The sequence below is a fragment of the Brevibacterium sp. R8603A2 genome (assembly GCF_023072605.1).
Lineage (GTDB): Bacteria > Actinomycetota > Actinomycetes > Actinomycetales > Brevibacteriaceae > Brevibacterium > Brevibacterium pityocampae.
Genome location: NZ_JALLGN010000008.1, coordinates 175431 through 190220, shown reverse-complemented (window position 1 = coordinate 190220; position 14790 = coordinate 175431). Strand labels below are relative to the sequence as shown.

At 67.7% G+C, this 14790-nt stretch carries 17 protein-coding genes; 9 read left to right on the top strand and 8 right to left on the bottom strand.

Annotation, left to right across the window (positions count from 1 at the left end; translation table 11 throughout):
• The 5 genes from MTQ12_RS10080 to MTQ12_RS10060 all read right to left on the bottom strand — a co-directional run.
• The coding region (locus MTQ12_RS10080; protein ID WP_247618497.1) for a transposase at positions 1–253 on the bottom strand (253 nt) is incomplete at its 3' end.
• 51 nt (positions 254–304) lie between these two features.
• Positions 305–496, bottom strand: coding sequence for a DUF1016 N-terminal domain-containing protein (locus MTQ12_RS10075; RefSeq protein WP_247618496.1), 192 nt, complete (start codon positions 494–496; stop codon positions 305–307).
• Positions 497–553: 57 nt separating this feature from the next.
• Complete coding sequence (locus tag MTQ12_RS10070) at positions 554–1129, bottom strand: CueP family metal-binding protein (RefSeq protein ID WP_247618495.1); 576 nt, start codon at positions 1127–1129, stop codon at positions 554–556.
• A gap of 96 nt (positions 1130–1225) precedes the next feature.
• Entirely contained in the window at positions 1226–2005 is a 780-nt protein-coding gene (locus MTQ12_RS10065; protein WP_247618494.1) for a cytochrome c biogenesis CcdA family protein, read from the bottom strand.
• Positions 2002–2616, bottom strand: coding sequence for a TlpA disulfide reductase family protein (locus MTQ12_RS10060; RefSeq protein ID WP_247618493.1), 615 nt, complete (start codon positions 2614–2616; stop codon positions 2002–2004). The genes MTQ12_RS10065 and MTQ12_RS10060 overlap by 4 nt, the downstream gene beginning before the upstream one ends.
• 214 nt (positions 2617–2830) lie before the next feature.
• Between MTQ12_RS10060 and MTQ12_RS10055 the strand changes: the two genes are divergently transcribed.
• The 8 genes from MTQ12_RS10055 (at position 2831) to MTQ12_RS10020 (ending at position 11008) form a co-directional block, all read left to right on the top strand.
• Entirely contained in the window at positions 2831–3763 is a 933-nt protein-coding gene (locus tag MTQ12_RS10055) for a cation diffusion facilitator family transporter (RefSeq protein WP_247618492.1), read from the top strand.
• A 74-nt stretch (positions 3764–3837) separates the two neighbouring features.
• Positions 3838–4551 (top strand): response regulator transcription factor, encoded by a 714-nt coding sequence (locus MTQ12_RS10050; RefSeq protein WP_247618491.1) that lies wholly within the window; start codon positions 3838–3840, stop codon positions 4549–4551.
• Positions 4548–5660 carry an ATP-binding protein gene (locus MTQ12_RS10045; RefSeq protein ID WP_247618490.1) on the top strand — a complete coding sequence of 371 codons (1113 nt, stop codon included), beginning with the start codon at positions 4548–4550 and terminating at the stop codon, positions 5658–5660. The genes MTQ12_RS10050 and MTQ12_RS10045 overlap by 4 nt, the downstream gene beginning before the upstream one ends.
• A gap of 95 nt (positions 5661–5755) precedes the next feature.
• Positions 5756–6079 carry a heavy-metal-associated domain-containing protein gene (locus MTQ12_RS10040; protein WP_247618489.1) on the top strand — a complete coding sequence of 108 codons (324 nt, stop codon included), beginning with the start codon at positions 5756–5758 and terminating at the stop codon, positions 6077–6079.
• A 33-nt stretch (positions 6080–6112) separates the two neighbouring features.
• Positions 6113–8332, top strand: coding sequence for a copper-translocating P-type ATPase (locus MTQ12_RS10035; protein ID WP_247618488.1), 2220 nt, complete (start codon positions 6113–6115; stop codon positions 8330–8332).
• Positions 8329–8964 carry a DUF305 domain-containing protein gene (locus tag MTQ12_RS10030; protein ID WP_247618487.1) on the top strand — a complete coding sequence of 212 codons (636 nt, stop codon included), beginning with the start codon at positions 8329–8331 and terminating at the stop codon, positions 8962–8964. The genes MTQ12_RS10035 and MTQ12_RS10030 overlap by 4 nt, the downstream gene beginning before the upstream one ends.
• 58 nt (positions 8965–9022) lie before the next feature.
• Positions 9023–10075: a type II glyceraldehyde-3-phosphate dehydrogenase gene (locus MTQ12_RS10025; RefSeq protein ID WP_247618486.1), complete on the top strand. Its 1053-nt coding sequence runs from the start codon at positions 9023–9025 to the stop codon at positions 10073–10075.
• Positions 10076–10110: 35 nt separating this feature from the next.
• Positions 10111–11008, top strand: a protein-coding gene (locus MTQ12_RS10020; protein ID WP_247618485.1) for an IS5 family transposase whose coding sequence is annotated in 2 segments (ribosomal slippage) — positions 10111–10467 and positions 10469–11008 — 897 coding nt in all. Because the reading frame shifts where the segments join, the coding sequence is not laid out codon by codon here.
• Between the two features lie 75 nt (positions 11009–11083).
• Here MTQ12_RS10020 and MTQ12_RS10015 read toward each other — a convergent pair.
• The 3 genes from MTQ12_RS10015 to MTQ12_RS15220 form a co-directional block, all read right to left on the bottom strand.
• Entirely contained in the window at positions 11084–11620 is a 537-nt protein-coding gene (locus MTQ12_RS10015) for a DCC1-like thiol-disulfide oxidoreductase family protein (RefSeq protein WP_175406812.1), read from the bottom strand.
• A 74-nt stretch (positions 11621–11694) separates the two neighbouring features.
• On the bottom strand, positions 11695–12219 hold the full coding sequence (locus MTQ12_RS10010; protein WP_247618484.1) for a hypothetical protein: 525 nt from the start codon (positions 12217–12219) through the stop codon (positions 11695–11697).
• 535 nt (positions 12220–12754) lie between these two features.
• Positions 12755–13417: a CPBP family intramembrane glutamic endopeptidase gene (locus MTQ12_RS15220; RefSeq protein ID WP_175406813.1), complete on the bottom strand. Its 663-nt coding sequence runs from the start codon at positions 13415–13417 to the stop codon at positions 12755–12757.
• 72 nt (positions 13418–13489) lie between these two features.
• Between MTQ12_RS15220 and MTQ12_RS10000 the strand changes: the two genes are divergently transcribed.
• On the top strand, positions 13490–14596 hold the full coding sequence (locus MTQ12_RS10000; protein ID WP_247618483.1) for an NAD(P)H-binding protein: 1107 nt from the start codon (positions 13490–13492) through the stop codon (positions 14594–14596).
• Positions 14597–14790: the final 194 nt, after the last annotated feature.

The window sequence follows — 14790 nt, the reverse complement described above, 5'->3', positions numbered from 1 at the left end:
CGTTGTCCTCACGCAGCCGCTTGACCTCCGCCTTCAGCCGCTTCACCTCGACGGACTCCTCTCTCGTGACGCCGGGCCGGGTCCCGTCGTCGACCTCGGCCTGCGCCAGCCAGCGCCGCACGGACTCGGGTGAGACACCTTCCTGGCGAGCGACCGCGGCCGTCGCCGCGGTCAAGGTGGGGTACTCCTGGGCGTGGTCCCGCACGAGCCGCACGCACCTCGCGCGCAACTGGGGATCGATCTTCTTCGGCATGCTGTCCATCCTTCCGGACTTAAACAGCAGCGGCATCAAACCTGGGGCGGTTCAGATGGTTTTGCTGCCCCAGCCTTGCTGTTCTTGGCGGAGGAGAATTTCCTTCCCGATCGACCAGTACAGCTGGATCAGCTCAGTGTTGACCGTCCGCTGCGCCCGTGTCTGGGCCTGGTGGACACGCTGCTTGAGCGCCTCCAGCATGTGGCGATAACCATCGGGAAGAGCGACATCTGCAGAAGCCATACGCCTCATTGTCCCGGCATCCGGGTCTGCTGCGGGAATCGCTTCGCCCACCGGGTGTTAGACGAGTTGCAGGTCGGTGATGCAGGTGGCGCCTTCGTCGGTGGTGGTGAAGTCCGAGGTGCCTGTCCGGCCGTCGTAGCTGATCTCAATGGTGCCGTCGATGTCGCTGGGCACCCAGAAGCCGACGAACCCGTTGTCGAAGGTGGCCACCTGCTCGTCGACCACGACGTCCCCAGTAGTGCTGTCGGTGATTTCGACGTCGACGGCTGCGTTGCTGAGCTCACCCTGGCAAGTGGTCAGGCTGTGATAGAAGCAGTCATGTGTCTGCTCGACGTACGGGGCGATCGACAGATACGACAGGTTCTGCGGCAGGTCCAGGACCACTTCCTGCCTGTTGTCGGTCAGCACCAGCTCATCGGGATAGACCGATGCGATCAGGTCTGCTGGTCTTTCGGCTGTCTCGAGCCGGTCCAGATGATCGATGATCTCGACGGCATCCATGTCGTCGAGGTCGTAAGTGTTAAGGAACTCAGCCTGCGAGTCGGTGCTTGGTGATGGTTCGGAGTCTGCTGCCGGCGCGCATCCTGCCAGCACCAGCGAGAGTGTCGCTGCAGCGATCGCTACTCGTTTCACGTTCATCTCCTTGTCGTTCGGGCCGGTGCCCGAGGGTCAGCATGCGCAGGAGTGACGACTGCGAATGCGTGGTCTCACTGAATGGTCGGGGGTGTGTCAGATGATGGTTTCGAAGCCGCCGATCATGCCTTGCAGGCTGTTGACCCACTGGGTCCAGACGCCGCTGACGAGCAGCACGCCGATGATGATGAGCATCGCCCCGCCGATCCGGCTGATCAGCAGGTGGTGGTCTCTGGCCCACTGTAGCCCGCCGGTGCCCTTGACGATGAGCACGGCCACGACGATGAACGGCACTCCCAGCCCGAGGCAGTACATCAGCGTCAGCAGGGCACCGCGCCAGATGCCGTCGGTACCGGTTACCCCGAAGCTGGTCGACAGCGCCAGCACCGCCGCGAGTGTGGGACCCATGCACGGGGCCCAGCTGAACGCGAAGGTGGCACCCAGGGCGGGGGCGCCCCACAGCCCGGCCGGTGGACGCTTGGTGATGCGGGCGGTGCGCTGGAACATGCCGATCCCGCCCATGAACACGATGCCGGCGATGATGACGACCACACCCATCACGCGGTTGAGGACATCGGCCCAATGGCTGAGCAAGACACCGGCGAGACTGAACGCCAGGCCCATCGACACGAAGACTGTGGCGAAGCCGGCAATGAACAGGGAGACCCCGATGACGACCCGGCTGATCTTCCGGTCGGTCAAGGCGGCGGCGCCCAACCCGGTGACGTAGCCGACGTAGCCGGGGACCAGCGGCAGGACGCACGGGGAGAAGAACGACACCGCCCCGGCCAGGATGGCCACCGGGATCGCCAACAGCATCGGACCGGACAAGGCGGTCTGCGAAAAGATCTCACCGATGGAGGCTGTGAGTGTCATGCCGACTCCTCCACCACGTCACCAGTCAACGCTTTAAGGGTCGACGCGTCCACAGCTCCCATCACCCGCGCCGCCGCCCTGCCCTGAGCGTCCAGGACGACGGTGGACGGGACCGCCTGCGCGGGCAGCACCGCACCGAGCGCTGCCACACCGAGGCCGTCCTGATCGAGCATGGACGGAAACGTCAGATCGAACGTCCTGGCGAACGCGTCGGCGGCCGGTGCCTCATCGCGAACATTGATGCCCAAGAACTTCACGCCGTCTTCTTGGTACCGCTCGTAGTTGGCCTGCAATGCCGGGGCTTCCTTGCGGCACGGGGGGCAGGCGGCGTACCAGAGGTTGAGCACCACCGGGGCGCCGCGCCAGTCGGCAAGGTCAAAGGCGGTGCCGTCGGTGTACTCGCCGGCCAACTCGATCGGCTCACCCCGCTCACCGATGGGCAGTTGGGTGATGACGCCGGCCCCGGAGATGTAGCCCTGCTCATTGACCTCCGGCACCTGGTCGGCCAACTCGTCGGCATCGCTGCCGCACCCGGCCAGGCCAAGCGCGAGGAGGACGGTTAACGAGCCTGACCGGCGGATCATCGAACGACGCGACAGAGGTGAGAGCATCCTTCTTCTTCGACTCGCAGGAAAACGATTCCCTCCATTCTGGTCGAGCCGGAGATGGTGAAAGGACCAGGCTTCTTGAAGATTTGACAAAGATTGCCCGGGTGACAGCCCCGCCGAGGTGAGGCGGGTTACATTCGAATCAGCGCGTGGCCCGACGGTGCCGTGCTGTCTCCCCGGAAGTTCAATTCCCTGACAGGTCAACTCGGAGGCCAGGATGAGCGAACACAGCGGACATCTGCCAGTCGACGGAGACCGCAAAGCCCTCCGGATCTCCGGGTGGCTGACGGGAGTGTATTTCGTCATCGAGCTGGTCATCGGGCTGTGGTCCGGGTCGGTCGCGGTGATCTCCGATGCCTTCCACACGTTCTCGGCTGTCGGCGGGGTGCTGATCGCGCTGGTCGCCCAGCGTCTGAGCCAACGCCCCGCCACTGCGCAGGAGACTTTTGGGTGGGCCCGCGCGGAGATCATCGGGGCGCTGTTCAACGGACTCTTCCTCGCCCTGATGGCCGCCTACGTGTTCTACATGGGTGCCATGCGGCTGGCCGATCCGATCGAGCTGCCCACCACGGTGATGCTCTGGGTGGCCACCGGTGGCATTGTCACCGAGCTCATCGCGTTCTGGTTGCTCTACCAACGTCAGAAGACGAACCTGAACATCAAGGGCGCGTTCTGGCACATCCTGCAGACCTTCGTCGGCAGCCTCATCATCATCATCTCCGCGGTGGTCATCCGACTGACAGGCTTCCTCGCGATCGACCCGCTGCTGGGCATGGTCTTCGGCGTGGTGCTGCTGTGGGCATCGTGGACCATCATCCGCTCAGCCCTGAGAATCCTGCTCCAGGGCACCCCCGAACACCTCGACCTGCCGGCAGCGATCACAGCGCTGGAGGAGATCGACGGGGTTGAGGACGTCCACCACGTGCACGCCTGGACCATCACCTCAGGGCGCACCGTCTTCTCCGCGCACCTGCACGTGGTCAACCCGGCCCAGCATGAGGCCGTGCTGGAACAGGCGACCGATTTGCTCACCGACCGGTTCGACATCTACTTCTCCACGCTGCAGATCGAGCGCACCTGCCCGGCCGAGGCCGCCACGAGCATCGACATCACCAGACCCCCCGAGCGCGGGACGGGCCCGGGCATTTGAAGGTTTGACGAAGATTCCGGCCGCAGAGGGCGCTGAGGACTGTGTGCCACCTGAACTGGGGACAGACTGGGTACATGCGGACTGAACGAACCGACCACCACCCTGGCGGACGCATCGTCGTCGCCGAGGATGAAAAGCCTCTGGCGCAGATGGTGGCGACCTATCTGAGTCGAGACGGCTTCCACGTTGAGCAGGCACACACCGGAGTCCAGGCGCTCGACAGCGTCAGGGCCGAGGAGCCTGACGTGCTGATCCTCGACCTCGGACTGCCCGGGCTGGACGGCATCGAGGTCTGCCGTCGCGTGCGGGCGATGTCGGAGTGCTATGTGCTGATCCTGACCGCCCGGGGGAGCGAGAACGACAAGCTCCTGGGGCTTGCCGCCGGCGCGGATGACTACATCACCAAACCCTTCAGCGTCCGGGAACTGGTCGCCCGAGTCCACGCCGTGCTCAGGCGTCCCCGCACCGGAAACCCACCCCAGGATTCCGTCCGCGTCGTCGGTGATCTCACCATCGACCTCGCCGGCCACGAGATCCGGCGGGCTGACGCGGTGCTTCCCCTGACGCGCACCGAGTTCGACCTGCTGGTCGCCTTGTCTGCAGCACCCAACCGCGCGCTCTCCCGCCGGCAGCTCATCGACGCCGTCTGGGACACGTCGTGGGTCGGCGACGAACGGATCGTCGATGTCCACATCGGCCATCTGCGGCGCAAGCTCGGCGAGGAGCCCGACGGTGGCGGCCTCATCGAGACCGTCCGCGGCGTCGGATACCGAATGGTGCCCCGATGAGACTGCGCAACTCCGGCTTGGCCGCCCGCCTGTTCGCCACCCAGCTGATCGTGGTGGCGGCAAGCCTGCTCGGAGCGGTGGCAGTCGCCACCCTGGCCGGGCCCCCGCTGTTCCACGAACACCTGGAGCTGGCCGGCATCCCGGGGGGATCCTCGGAACTGTTCCATGTCGAGCAGGCCTACCGCGACGCGAACCTGATCACCCTGGCGGTGGCATTGGGCACCGGTCTGGCCTGCGCGCTCCTGGCCAGCTTCCTGCTCTCCCGCACGATCCGCACCCCGCTGGAACAGCTCACCGCTGCGGCAGCCGAAGTTGCCCATGGCAACTACGACGTGCGCGTTCCGGTGCTCGGCGCCGGCGTCGAGCTCGATTCCCTGGCCCGGGCGTTCAACATGATGGCCGACCAGCTGACACGCACCGAGGAGACACGGCGACGCATCCTGTCCGACCTCGCCCACGAGATGAGCACCCCGGTCTCGGTCCTCTCCGTCTACCTCGAGGGGCTGCAGGACGAGGTCGTCGAGTGGAACCCCACCACCGACGCCGTGATGGCCGAACAGCTGGCACGCCTGACACGCCTCGTCGAAGACATCGACGATGTCTCCCGCGCCGAGGAGGGCCGGATCGACCTCGACCCGGCCCCCCTGCCCCTCGCCGACCTGCTCGAAACTTGCGCCGCCGCAGTCCGGGAGAACTATGCGGCCAAGGGAGTGACGCTCACCACCGCGGCCGACGCCGACGTCCTGATCGCCGACCGGCAACGGCTGGCACAAGTCCTCGACAACCTCCTGTCGAACGCCCTGCGCCACACCCCACCGAAGGGAACCGTCTCCCTCACCGCCACCGGCACCAGCGACACCGTGCTCATCCGCGTCACCGACACCGGCGACGGCATGACCGCCGACCAGCTCACCCACATCTTCGAACGCTTCTACCGCGGCGACACCGCCCGCGACCGCGACCACGGCGGCTCCGGCATCGGCCTGACGATCTCCCACGCCCTCATCGCAGCTCACGGCGGCACCCTCACCGCCTCCTCCGCCGGCCCCGGACACGGCTCCGAGTTCACCATCGAACTGCCCCGCACCCCTGGAAAGGCCTACCCGTGAGAACAAACACCTTTACTCACATACCCCCCGGGGGTATAGTCGGGGTTGTTGGAGGCTCTCTCCACCTCTCCGAGCCCACTAGTCAGGAGCACATCATGACCGCGTCCTCCCGCCAGCTGCCCCTCGCATCGGCAGGATGTGCCTGCTGCGCACCAGCCGACACCGCCACTGCAAACGCAACCGGCAGCAGTGCTGAGCCGGTCTCCACGGTCACGCTCGCAGTGGAGGGGCTGACCTGCCAGGGCTGCGCCTCGCGGGTAACCAACGTCGTGCAAACACTGGATGCGAACGCCCAGGTGGACGTCACGCTGGTGCCCCACGGCCAGTCCACTGTCACGGTGAACAGCAGCGCACCGGTGGACTCTGCGGCGCTGCAATCGGCGCTTTCCGCGGCCGGTTACCCCGCAGCAGAAGCCTGATCGGCTACCCATCCCCGACTGTGAAGGACAACGATGAGCAATCCGGAGCACCACCACCAGCACCACGACGATCACCTCGACGCGGGCAGCCACGGACAGGCGATGCCGCAGGGACACGGGCACTCCGCCCTCGATGAACGCCCGGCACCGGCCCACGGTGGTCATGCCGGGCACGACCATGACGAGCATGCAGGCCATGGGGAGCACGCCGGGCACAGTGTTGCGATGTTCCGGAACCGGTTCTGGGTCAGTCTGATCCTGTCGGTGCCGGTCGTCATCTTCAGCCACATGGTCGCCGACCTGCTCGGCTATCAGGTGCCCGAGTTCTTCGGCTCGGCTTGGATCGCCCCGGTGCTGGGCACGGTCATCTACGTCTACGGCGGCATGCCCTTCCTCAAGGGCGGGCTCAATGAGCTGAAATCGCGGCAGCCGGGGATGATGCTGCTGATCGCGATGGCCATCACCGTGGCCTTCGTCGCCTCCTGGATCACCAGCTTGGGCATCGGCGACTTCATGCTCGACTTCTGGTGGGAGCTGGCACTGCTGGTCACCATCATGCTGCTGGGCCACTGGATGGAGATGCGTGCACTCGGTGCGGCATCCGGCGCGCTCGACGCGCTGGCCGAACTGCTGCCCGACGAAGCCGAAAAGGTCACCGATCTGGGCATCATCACCGTCCCGATCGCCCAGCTGCGCATCGGCGACACCGTCCTGGTCCGGTCCGGGTCCCGGGTTCCGGCCGACGGACGCATCATTGACGGGCGCGCCGAGTTCGACGAGTCCATGATCACCGGCGAATCGAAGCCCGTCGCCCGCGAGCTCGGCGACACGGTGGTCGCCGGCACCGTCGCCACCGACAACGCGGTACGTGTGAGGGTGGAGGCCACCGGCGGGGACACCGCCCTGGCAGGCATCCAGCGGATGGTCGCCGAAGCCCAGGCGTCCTCGTCGCGGGCGCAGGCGCTGGCTGATCGCGCCGCGGCGCTGCTGTTCTGGTTCGCGCTGGTCGCGGGCATCATCACCTTCGCCGTCTGGCTGCTGCTCGGCTTCCCCGACCAAGCGGTGATCCGCACGGTGACGGTGCTCGTCATCGCCTGCCCGCACGCGCTCGGCCTGGCGATTCCGCTGGTGATCGCCATCTCAACGGAGAAGGCCGCCCGGTCGGGCGTGCTCATCAAGAACCGGCTCGCGCTGGAGCGGATGCGCTCGATCGACGTCGTGCTGTTCGACAAGACCGGCACTCTCACGCAGGGCGCGCATGCGGTCACCGGGATCACCCATGTCACCGGCACCACCGCCGGGCGGGTGCTGGCGCTGGCAGCTGCCGCCGAGGCCAACAGCGAACACCCGGTGGCACGTGCGATCACCGCAGCGGCAGCCGAGGACCCGGAAGCGGCCTCGACTCGTCTGCAGGCCAGTGAGTTCACCGCCGCCGCCGGTCGCGGGGTCCGCGCCATGGTCGAGGGTTCCGAGATCACCGTCGGCGGGCCCAACATGCTGCGCGACTACGGATTGGAATCCCCAGCCGAGATCGCCGCCGACGTCGAGGAATGGACCCAGCGCGGCGCCAGCGTCCTGCACATCGTCCAGGACCGGACCATTATCGGCGCGGTCGCCCTGGAGGACCGTGTGCGGCCGGAATCCCGGGCCGCGGTCCACGCCCTGCAGGAACGCGGCGTCAAGGTCGCGCTCATCACCGGTGACGCGCAGCAGGTCGCCGACGCCGTCGGCCGCGACCTCGGCATCGACGAGGTCTTCGCCGAAGTGCTCCCGCAGGACAAGGACTCCGCCGTCATCGACCTGCAGAACAGGGGACTGTCGGTGGCGATGGTCGGCGACGGCGTCAACGACGCCCCCGCCCTTGCCCGTGCAGATGTCGGCATCGCCATCGGGGCGGGCACCGACGTGGCGATGGAATCGGCCGGGGTCGTACTGGCCGGCAACGATCCACGGGCAGTGCTGTCGATGATCGACCTGTCCCGGGCCAGCTACCGCAAGATGATCCAGAACCTGGCCTGGGCGACCGGCTACAACGTCCTCGCCGTCCCGCTGGCCGCCGGAGTCCTGGCCCCCATCGGGCTCGTGCTCTCCCCGGCCGTCGGCGCGATCCTGATGTCGCTGTCGACGATCGTCGTCGCCCTCAATGCACAGCTGCTGCGCCGCACCGAACTCAACCCGGCATGGCTGGCACCAACCCCGACTGAGACGTCCCGACCAGAAACCGTCCACCACCAAGGAAAGGTCACATCATGAAGCGCACACCACTGGCAGTTGCGGCAGCCGTCGCCGGCACGCTGATCCTCTCGGCATGCGCCGGGAACGCCGACCCCGGCAGCACAGGGGAAGATCCGGCCCCTGAGACCTCGGTCGTCACCGATACCGCCGGCTCCGGTGAGGAGATCTCCGAGGAGCACAACGATGCCGACGTCATGTTCGCGCAGATGATGATCCCGCACCATCAGCAGGCCGTCGAGATGAGCGAGACCCTGCTGGCCAAGGACGACATCCCGCAGAACGTCGCTGACTTCGCCCAGGGAGTCATCGACGCGCAGGGGCCCGAGATTGACCGGATGAACGCCATGCTCGAAGCCTGGGGCCAGGAACCCATGGGCGACATGGGTGACTCGGGCGGTCACGGCGGTCACGGCGGCATGAGCGGGATGATGAGCGAGGACGACATGCAGCAGCTCGAAGACGCCACCGGCACGGAGGCCGCGAAACTGTACCTGGAACAGATGACCAGACACCACGAGGGCGCCGTCGAAATGGCCGAACAGCAGGTCGCCGACGGGCAGAACCCACAGGCGAAAGCCCTGGCCGAGCAGGTCATCGAAGACCAGGAAGCAGAGATCCAGGAAATGAAGACGATGCTCGACCAACTCTGACCACTCGGCGACGAGCCGACCGGGGTCACGCCAGCGCACCACCTCGAAAGGAATGAGCATGGACACCAAGATCAAAGTCGCGGTGAACGGGTACGGGGTCATCGGCAAACGCGTCGCCGACGCCGTCCTGGCCCAGGACGACATGGAACTCATCGGCGTCAGCGACGTCACCGCCGATTACCGGGTCGCGGCCGCCGCCGCGCGCGACATCCCCGTCTTCGCCTCCACCTCCGAGGCTTATCAGGAGATGCGTGCCTCCGGGCATGCCGTGGCGGGTGAGCTGCCTGACCTGCTCGATCAGGTTGATGTGGTCGTGGACTGCACCCCGGCCAAAGTCGGGGCGGGAAACCTCGACCTCTACCGAGCTCATCACGTGAGATCGGTGTTTCAGGGCGGGGAGAAGCACGATCTCACGGGACATTCCTTCGTCGCCCACGCCAACTACAGCTCCGCCCGCGGCCGCGACACCACCCGGGTCGTCTCGTGCAATACCACCGCGACCGTGCGCACCCTCACCGCGCTGAAGAACGTCGGGCTGCTGTCGAAGGCACGCGGAGTGCTCATCCGACGCGCCACCGACCCCTGGGAGTCCGACCACTCCGGGATCATGAACACGATCGTCCCCGAGGGGCGCATTCCCAGCCACCAGGGACCCGACGCCCAGACGGTGGTCCCTGACCTCGACGTCGTCACCATGGCAGCGAAAGGGGCCCATACCCAGAACCACCTGCACTACTGGACGATCGAGCTCACCCGCCCCGCCGAGAAGGCCGAGGTCCTCGAGGCCTTCCGGACGGTGCCCAGGATCGCGGTCGTCCGCCGCTCCGATGGCATCGTGGCGGTCAACAGCACCGCCGAGCTGATGCAGGACCTCGGCAGGCCCCGCGGGGACATGTACGAAGTCGCAGTCTGGCAAGACATCCTCACCGTGGACGGCACCGAACTGTTCTGCACGTATACGGTCGACAACCAGGCCATCGTGACCCCGGAGAACATCGACGCGATCCGCGCCCTGACCGGTCCGGTCGAGGACGGTGAAGAATCCATTCACCGCACCGACACAGCGCTGGGGGTGCGCCGCGATTTCGTGAGGTCACTAGGGCGTGTCTGACAATGATGTGGTTCGCTGGCTGAGAGCCTGGGAGCATGTCGAGATTCCAACTGCTCACGGATGCTCAATGGTCGCTGATCGCTGACTTGCTGCCTGCTCCGACCGGCCGCAGGGGCCGGCCCTTCGCTGATGCCCGCCAGATGGTCGAGGGCATCATCTACCGCTACCGATGCGGGATCGCCTGGCGGGACCTGCCCGAGACGTTCGGCAAGTGGCAGACGGTATGGACCTGGCATCGCCGGATGGCCGGCGACGGCACCTGGGACACCGCGCTGGCCCGCTTGACCGCTCACGCTGCCGCTGCCGGCCAGCTCGACTGGTCGCTGTCGGTGGACTCCACGATCGCGCGTGCTCATCAACACGCAACGAACATCACGCGCCTAAAAAAGGGACTCGTCGAACTACACGAATCCGGACGTCGAGCCGCCTGACCACGCGCTGGGCCGGTCCCGGGGTGGGCTGTCGACGAAGACCCATCAGCTCGTCGACGGCCACGGACTGCCGTTGGTCACCGTGTGCACCGCCGGCCAGGACGGCGACTGCCCGATGCTCATCCCGCTCATGGATCAGCTGCGGGTCCAGCGCCCCGGACTCGGTAGCGCCCGCACCCGGCCGACAGCACTGCTGGGCGACAAGGCGTACTCCTCGCGGGCCAATCGTGCCTACCTGCGCAGCCGCCGGATTGAAGCAGTCATCCCCGAGCCGAAAGATCAACAGGGCCACCGCAAGCGCCGCGGCTCCAAGGGCGGCAGGCCGCCGAAGTTCGACGCCGAGAAGTACCGGGGCAGGAACGTCATCGAGCGCGGCTACAGCCGCCTGAAGCAGTGGCGGGCCCTGGCCACCCGCTACGACAAACTCGCCATCGTCTACCGCGCAGCAGTCGTACTCAACGCGGCTATTGCGTGGCTACACCATTTATCGGACACGCCCTAGCGGAATCCCGCCTGCACGAGGGTCTTCTTCGGAACGAGGATCATCATCGGGCAGGGCATCGTCGGATGATGATCCTCAGCGGCAATTCCCCGTGTGCGCTTCGCACCACGGGGTCGTGCCCGGGAAGCGGGCGCGGTTGCGCGCGACCCACTGATAGGCGCGATCGAGCAGCTGTTCGACGCCGGGGGTCCGGGCCACCCGCTCGAGCGGGCCGCGCCTCCCGGCTCTATCGACACGGTCGTCCGGGCCGGGCCCGAGGGGCCCACCGGATCCGTGCCGCGCACGGGATTCGAGGCGCGCACCGGGCCCGAGGCCCGTTCGGGATCCGAAGCCCGCTCTGGATCCGATGAGTGTGTCGAGGATCGCGGCGACGGCCTGCGCACCTCCGGCCCGCTCGCCTCCGGGGCCGATGGCCCACAGCTGGTACTCCGCCTGCGCGCGGGTGACGCCCCAGCGCTCCCGCACCCCGGGCACCTGGTGTGCGAGGAACGTGATCCGTCCGTGGGTGTCGCGTGCCTCGACGGCATTCACGCAGCGGGTGCAGAACCCGCAGTGGCCGTCGAAGAGCACGGTGAGCGCAGCGGGCCGAACGCTGCGATCCGCGCGATCCACGGCAGATCGATCCGCTGCCGGCCGGGCCGCTGCAGACCGATCCTCGGAGGACTCCACCTCCGCACCACTCGCGGTCATCGCACTCCGGACTTCTTCATCCGGTTCGCTCCGACGATCCAGAGGATGATGCCGATGATGAGGATGAGTCCGCCGACCACGGCCGCCATCGAACCGCCGACGACTCCGAGCACCCCGCCGGCGATTGCGCCGCCGGACACGCTGGGTGCGACGAGCACCTCGGGGTTCGAGCAGGTGAGCTCATAGGTGCCGGCCTCGGTGGTCGTGAAGCCGCCGTTCGACTGATACTGGGCGCCCTCGTGGGTGAAGTTCGTGTTGATCGGGTTCTCGATCGAGTGCACCTCGGCCTGGCCGGGCGGGTATACAGTGCACACCGCCGGCGCCGCGCCGTCGGGCACGTAGAGGTAGAGGTCCTCGTCCGCCTCGGCGGTCACGGTGCCGCTGGACACGATGGTCGTCATCCGGTCCTCGCTCGGCACCGCGTTGCCGAACCCGATCACGCCGGTGACGATCGCCGCGATGATGCCGACGACGGTGATCGCGAGGCCGGTCCAGGTCAGCCCCTGCCCCCAACGCTTCATCTTCCGGCCCGGCTGCGGGCCGTAGCCGTGTCCGGGGGCACCGGAGTGGTTCGCTCCCGGGCTGCCGGCACCGGGTCCGGGAGGCGGTGCACCCTGCCCACCCTGCGGCGGAGCGCTCTGAGGCGGAACACCCTGGGGCGGCCCTCCGGCGGACGACCCACCGAACTGTGGCCCTCCGAACTGTGGATCGGACGGTTGCTGGTTGGGAGGCGGGGGAATGCTCATGTCACCTTCTCGGTCTCGCGGGCCTGGTGGGATTGCACTCCGCTCATTCTCTCCCGCCTCGACGGAGGTGTCACACACATGCGGCACGAATGGCGGCAAACCCGAGGGGAGCGGCGGGTTATCCCGAATGCACCGCATCTCCCCTCGTCACCGGCCTGCACCTCGCCTCGGGCGGATGACGAAGACGACCGAACGCTGTGCCCGGACGAACGCACTCGGAGAAGCGCCGACGGACGAGCACCGCACCCGGGTGCGCACCGCGCCCGGGTGCGCACCGCGCCGGGCTGGCACCGCGCCCGGACCGACACCGTCAGACGAGCACGGAGAGCACGGTGAGAGTGACCGTCGTCCACACGACATGGGCGGTCACCGCCGCCACCACCCGACCGGTCCAGGCGCGCAGCCACGCGAAGGGCACGCCGAGCACCACGGTGGCGACGACGAGGGCGGGGTTGATCGTGGCGCAGGTGATGATCGCGTAGATCACCGTCGACCACAGGACGGGGCGACGGCGGAACAGGGCGAACACTCCCCCGCGGAAGGCGAGCTCCTCCGTGGCCCCGACGAGCAGCGCGGTGATGAAGACCGGAGTGAAGTTCTCGGCGCGGATCGGACCGAGGACGCCGACGATGAGGTCCGCGGTCCAGGGCAGGAGCGAGAGCACCCATGCGCCGATGATGCTCACGATGCCGACGGCGAAGCCGCCCAGTGCACCGAGCCCGATCGCGCGGCCGAGCGAGGCCCGTTCCGCGGAAGTGCGCCCGTCGCGGATCGCGAGCCCGGCGATGTACACCGCGACCCAACAGGCGGCGAGCACGAACGAGAACTGGAAGAAGAGCGCGGTGTCATATCCGACGACGAACGTGCCGTAGAGGAACCCGGCGCCGATGAGCAGGCACAGGGCGATGACCGCGACGGCCGCCCACGGCGGGCGGCGGTCGACGGGGGCCTCCGGGTGCTGCGCGTGCGCCACACCGTCGATACTAGGGGAAGCACCCCGGCGGGATTCATCCCCGCGTCCGTCACCCCAGCGAACAGGAGCCCCATGCGCGTCTTCGTCTCCGGAGCCACCGGCTACCTCGGTTCCCGGCTCGTCCCCGCCCTGCTGGCCGCCGGGCACGAGGTGACCGCCGGGGCGCGCGCCCCGGAGCGGCTCGCGGAGTTTCCGTGGGCGCAGCTGGTGCGCGCGGCCGAGTTCGATGTGCTCCGCCCGGACACCATGCCCGCGGCCCTGACCGGGTGCGATGCGGCGGTGTACCTCGTCCACTCCATGGCCGACCGCGACTTCGCTCGGATCGATGCCACGGCCGCAGCGGAGTTCGCCCGGGCGGCCGAAGCAGCCGGGCTGGACCGGATCGTGTACCAATCGGGGCTCGTCCCTGCCGACTGTCCGCAGGTGCGCACCGACCTGTTCACCGGGGCGAGCGCGCGGAACGCGACCCGGCACTCCGAGCACGTGCGCTCCCGCCTCGAGGTCGAGCAGATCCTGCTCGCGGGTGCGGTCCCGGCGCTGTCGCTGCGGGCTGCGATCATCGTCGGCGCCGGGTCGACGAGCTTCGAGCTCGTCCGGCGCCTCACCGAGCGCCTGCCGGCGATCCCGGTCCCCGGCTGGATGCACCACTGGGTGCAGCCGATCGCTGTCGTGGATGTGCTGCGAGCGCTGACATGGGCGATCAGTTCGACGCGCACCGGTTTCATCGACATCGGCGGGCCCGATGTCATGACCTACCCCGACTTCATCCGGCTCTACGCCTCGGTCGCGGGCCTCCACCGGCCGCACGTGCCTGCCGGTCCGGTGCCCGCCGAGGCGGTGGGCCCGGCCGTCGCCCGCATCACCGGCCTGCCCGCACCGGTCGTCACCGCGCTCGCGCACAGTGTCGCCGAGGACATGATCTGCACCCACCCGGGCGCCGACGACTGGTTCTCCGATGCTCCGCGGCTCGACACCGCCTCGGCGATCCGCCGTGCGCTCAGCCCCACCCGCACCGGCACCACCCCCGGCGGCGACCCCCAGACCGGCGCCGACACCGACCCGCGCTGGGCCGGCGGGAACGTGGAGATCGATGGCGCCACCCGGTTCCGCAGCTCCTTCGGGCACGTGCTCCCCCTCGATCGCGCGCGCCCCGGGCGTCTGCGGTTTCCGCGGCAGTAGGTCCAGCAGATGCACGCCGAGGCAGGTGAGATGGAGGCGGGTGAGACGGAGGCGTCTGCACGGTCATTAGTTCCACGGTGGAACAACTCCAGCGGTTCCGAGTAGTCAGAACCGCACTGAAACATCTACCGTGGAACCATGACCCCTGAGGATCAATCCGATCACACTGCCGATCACATAGTCGATCCGGCTCG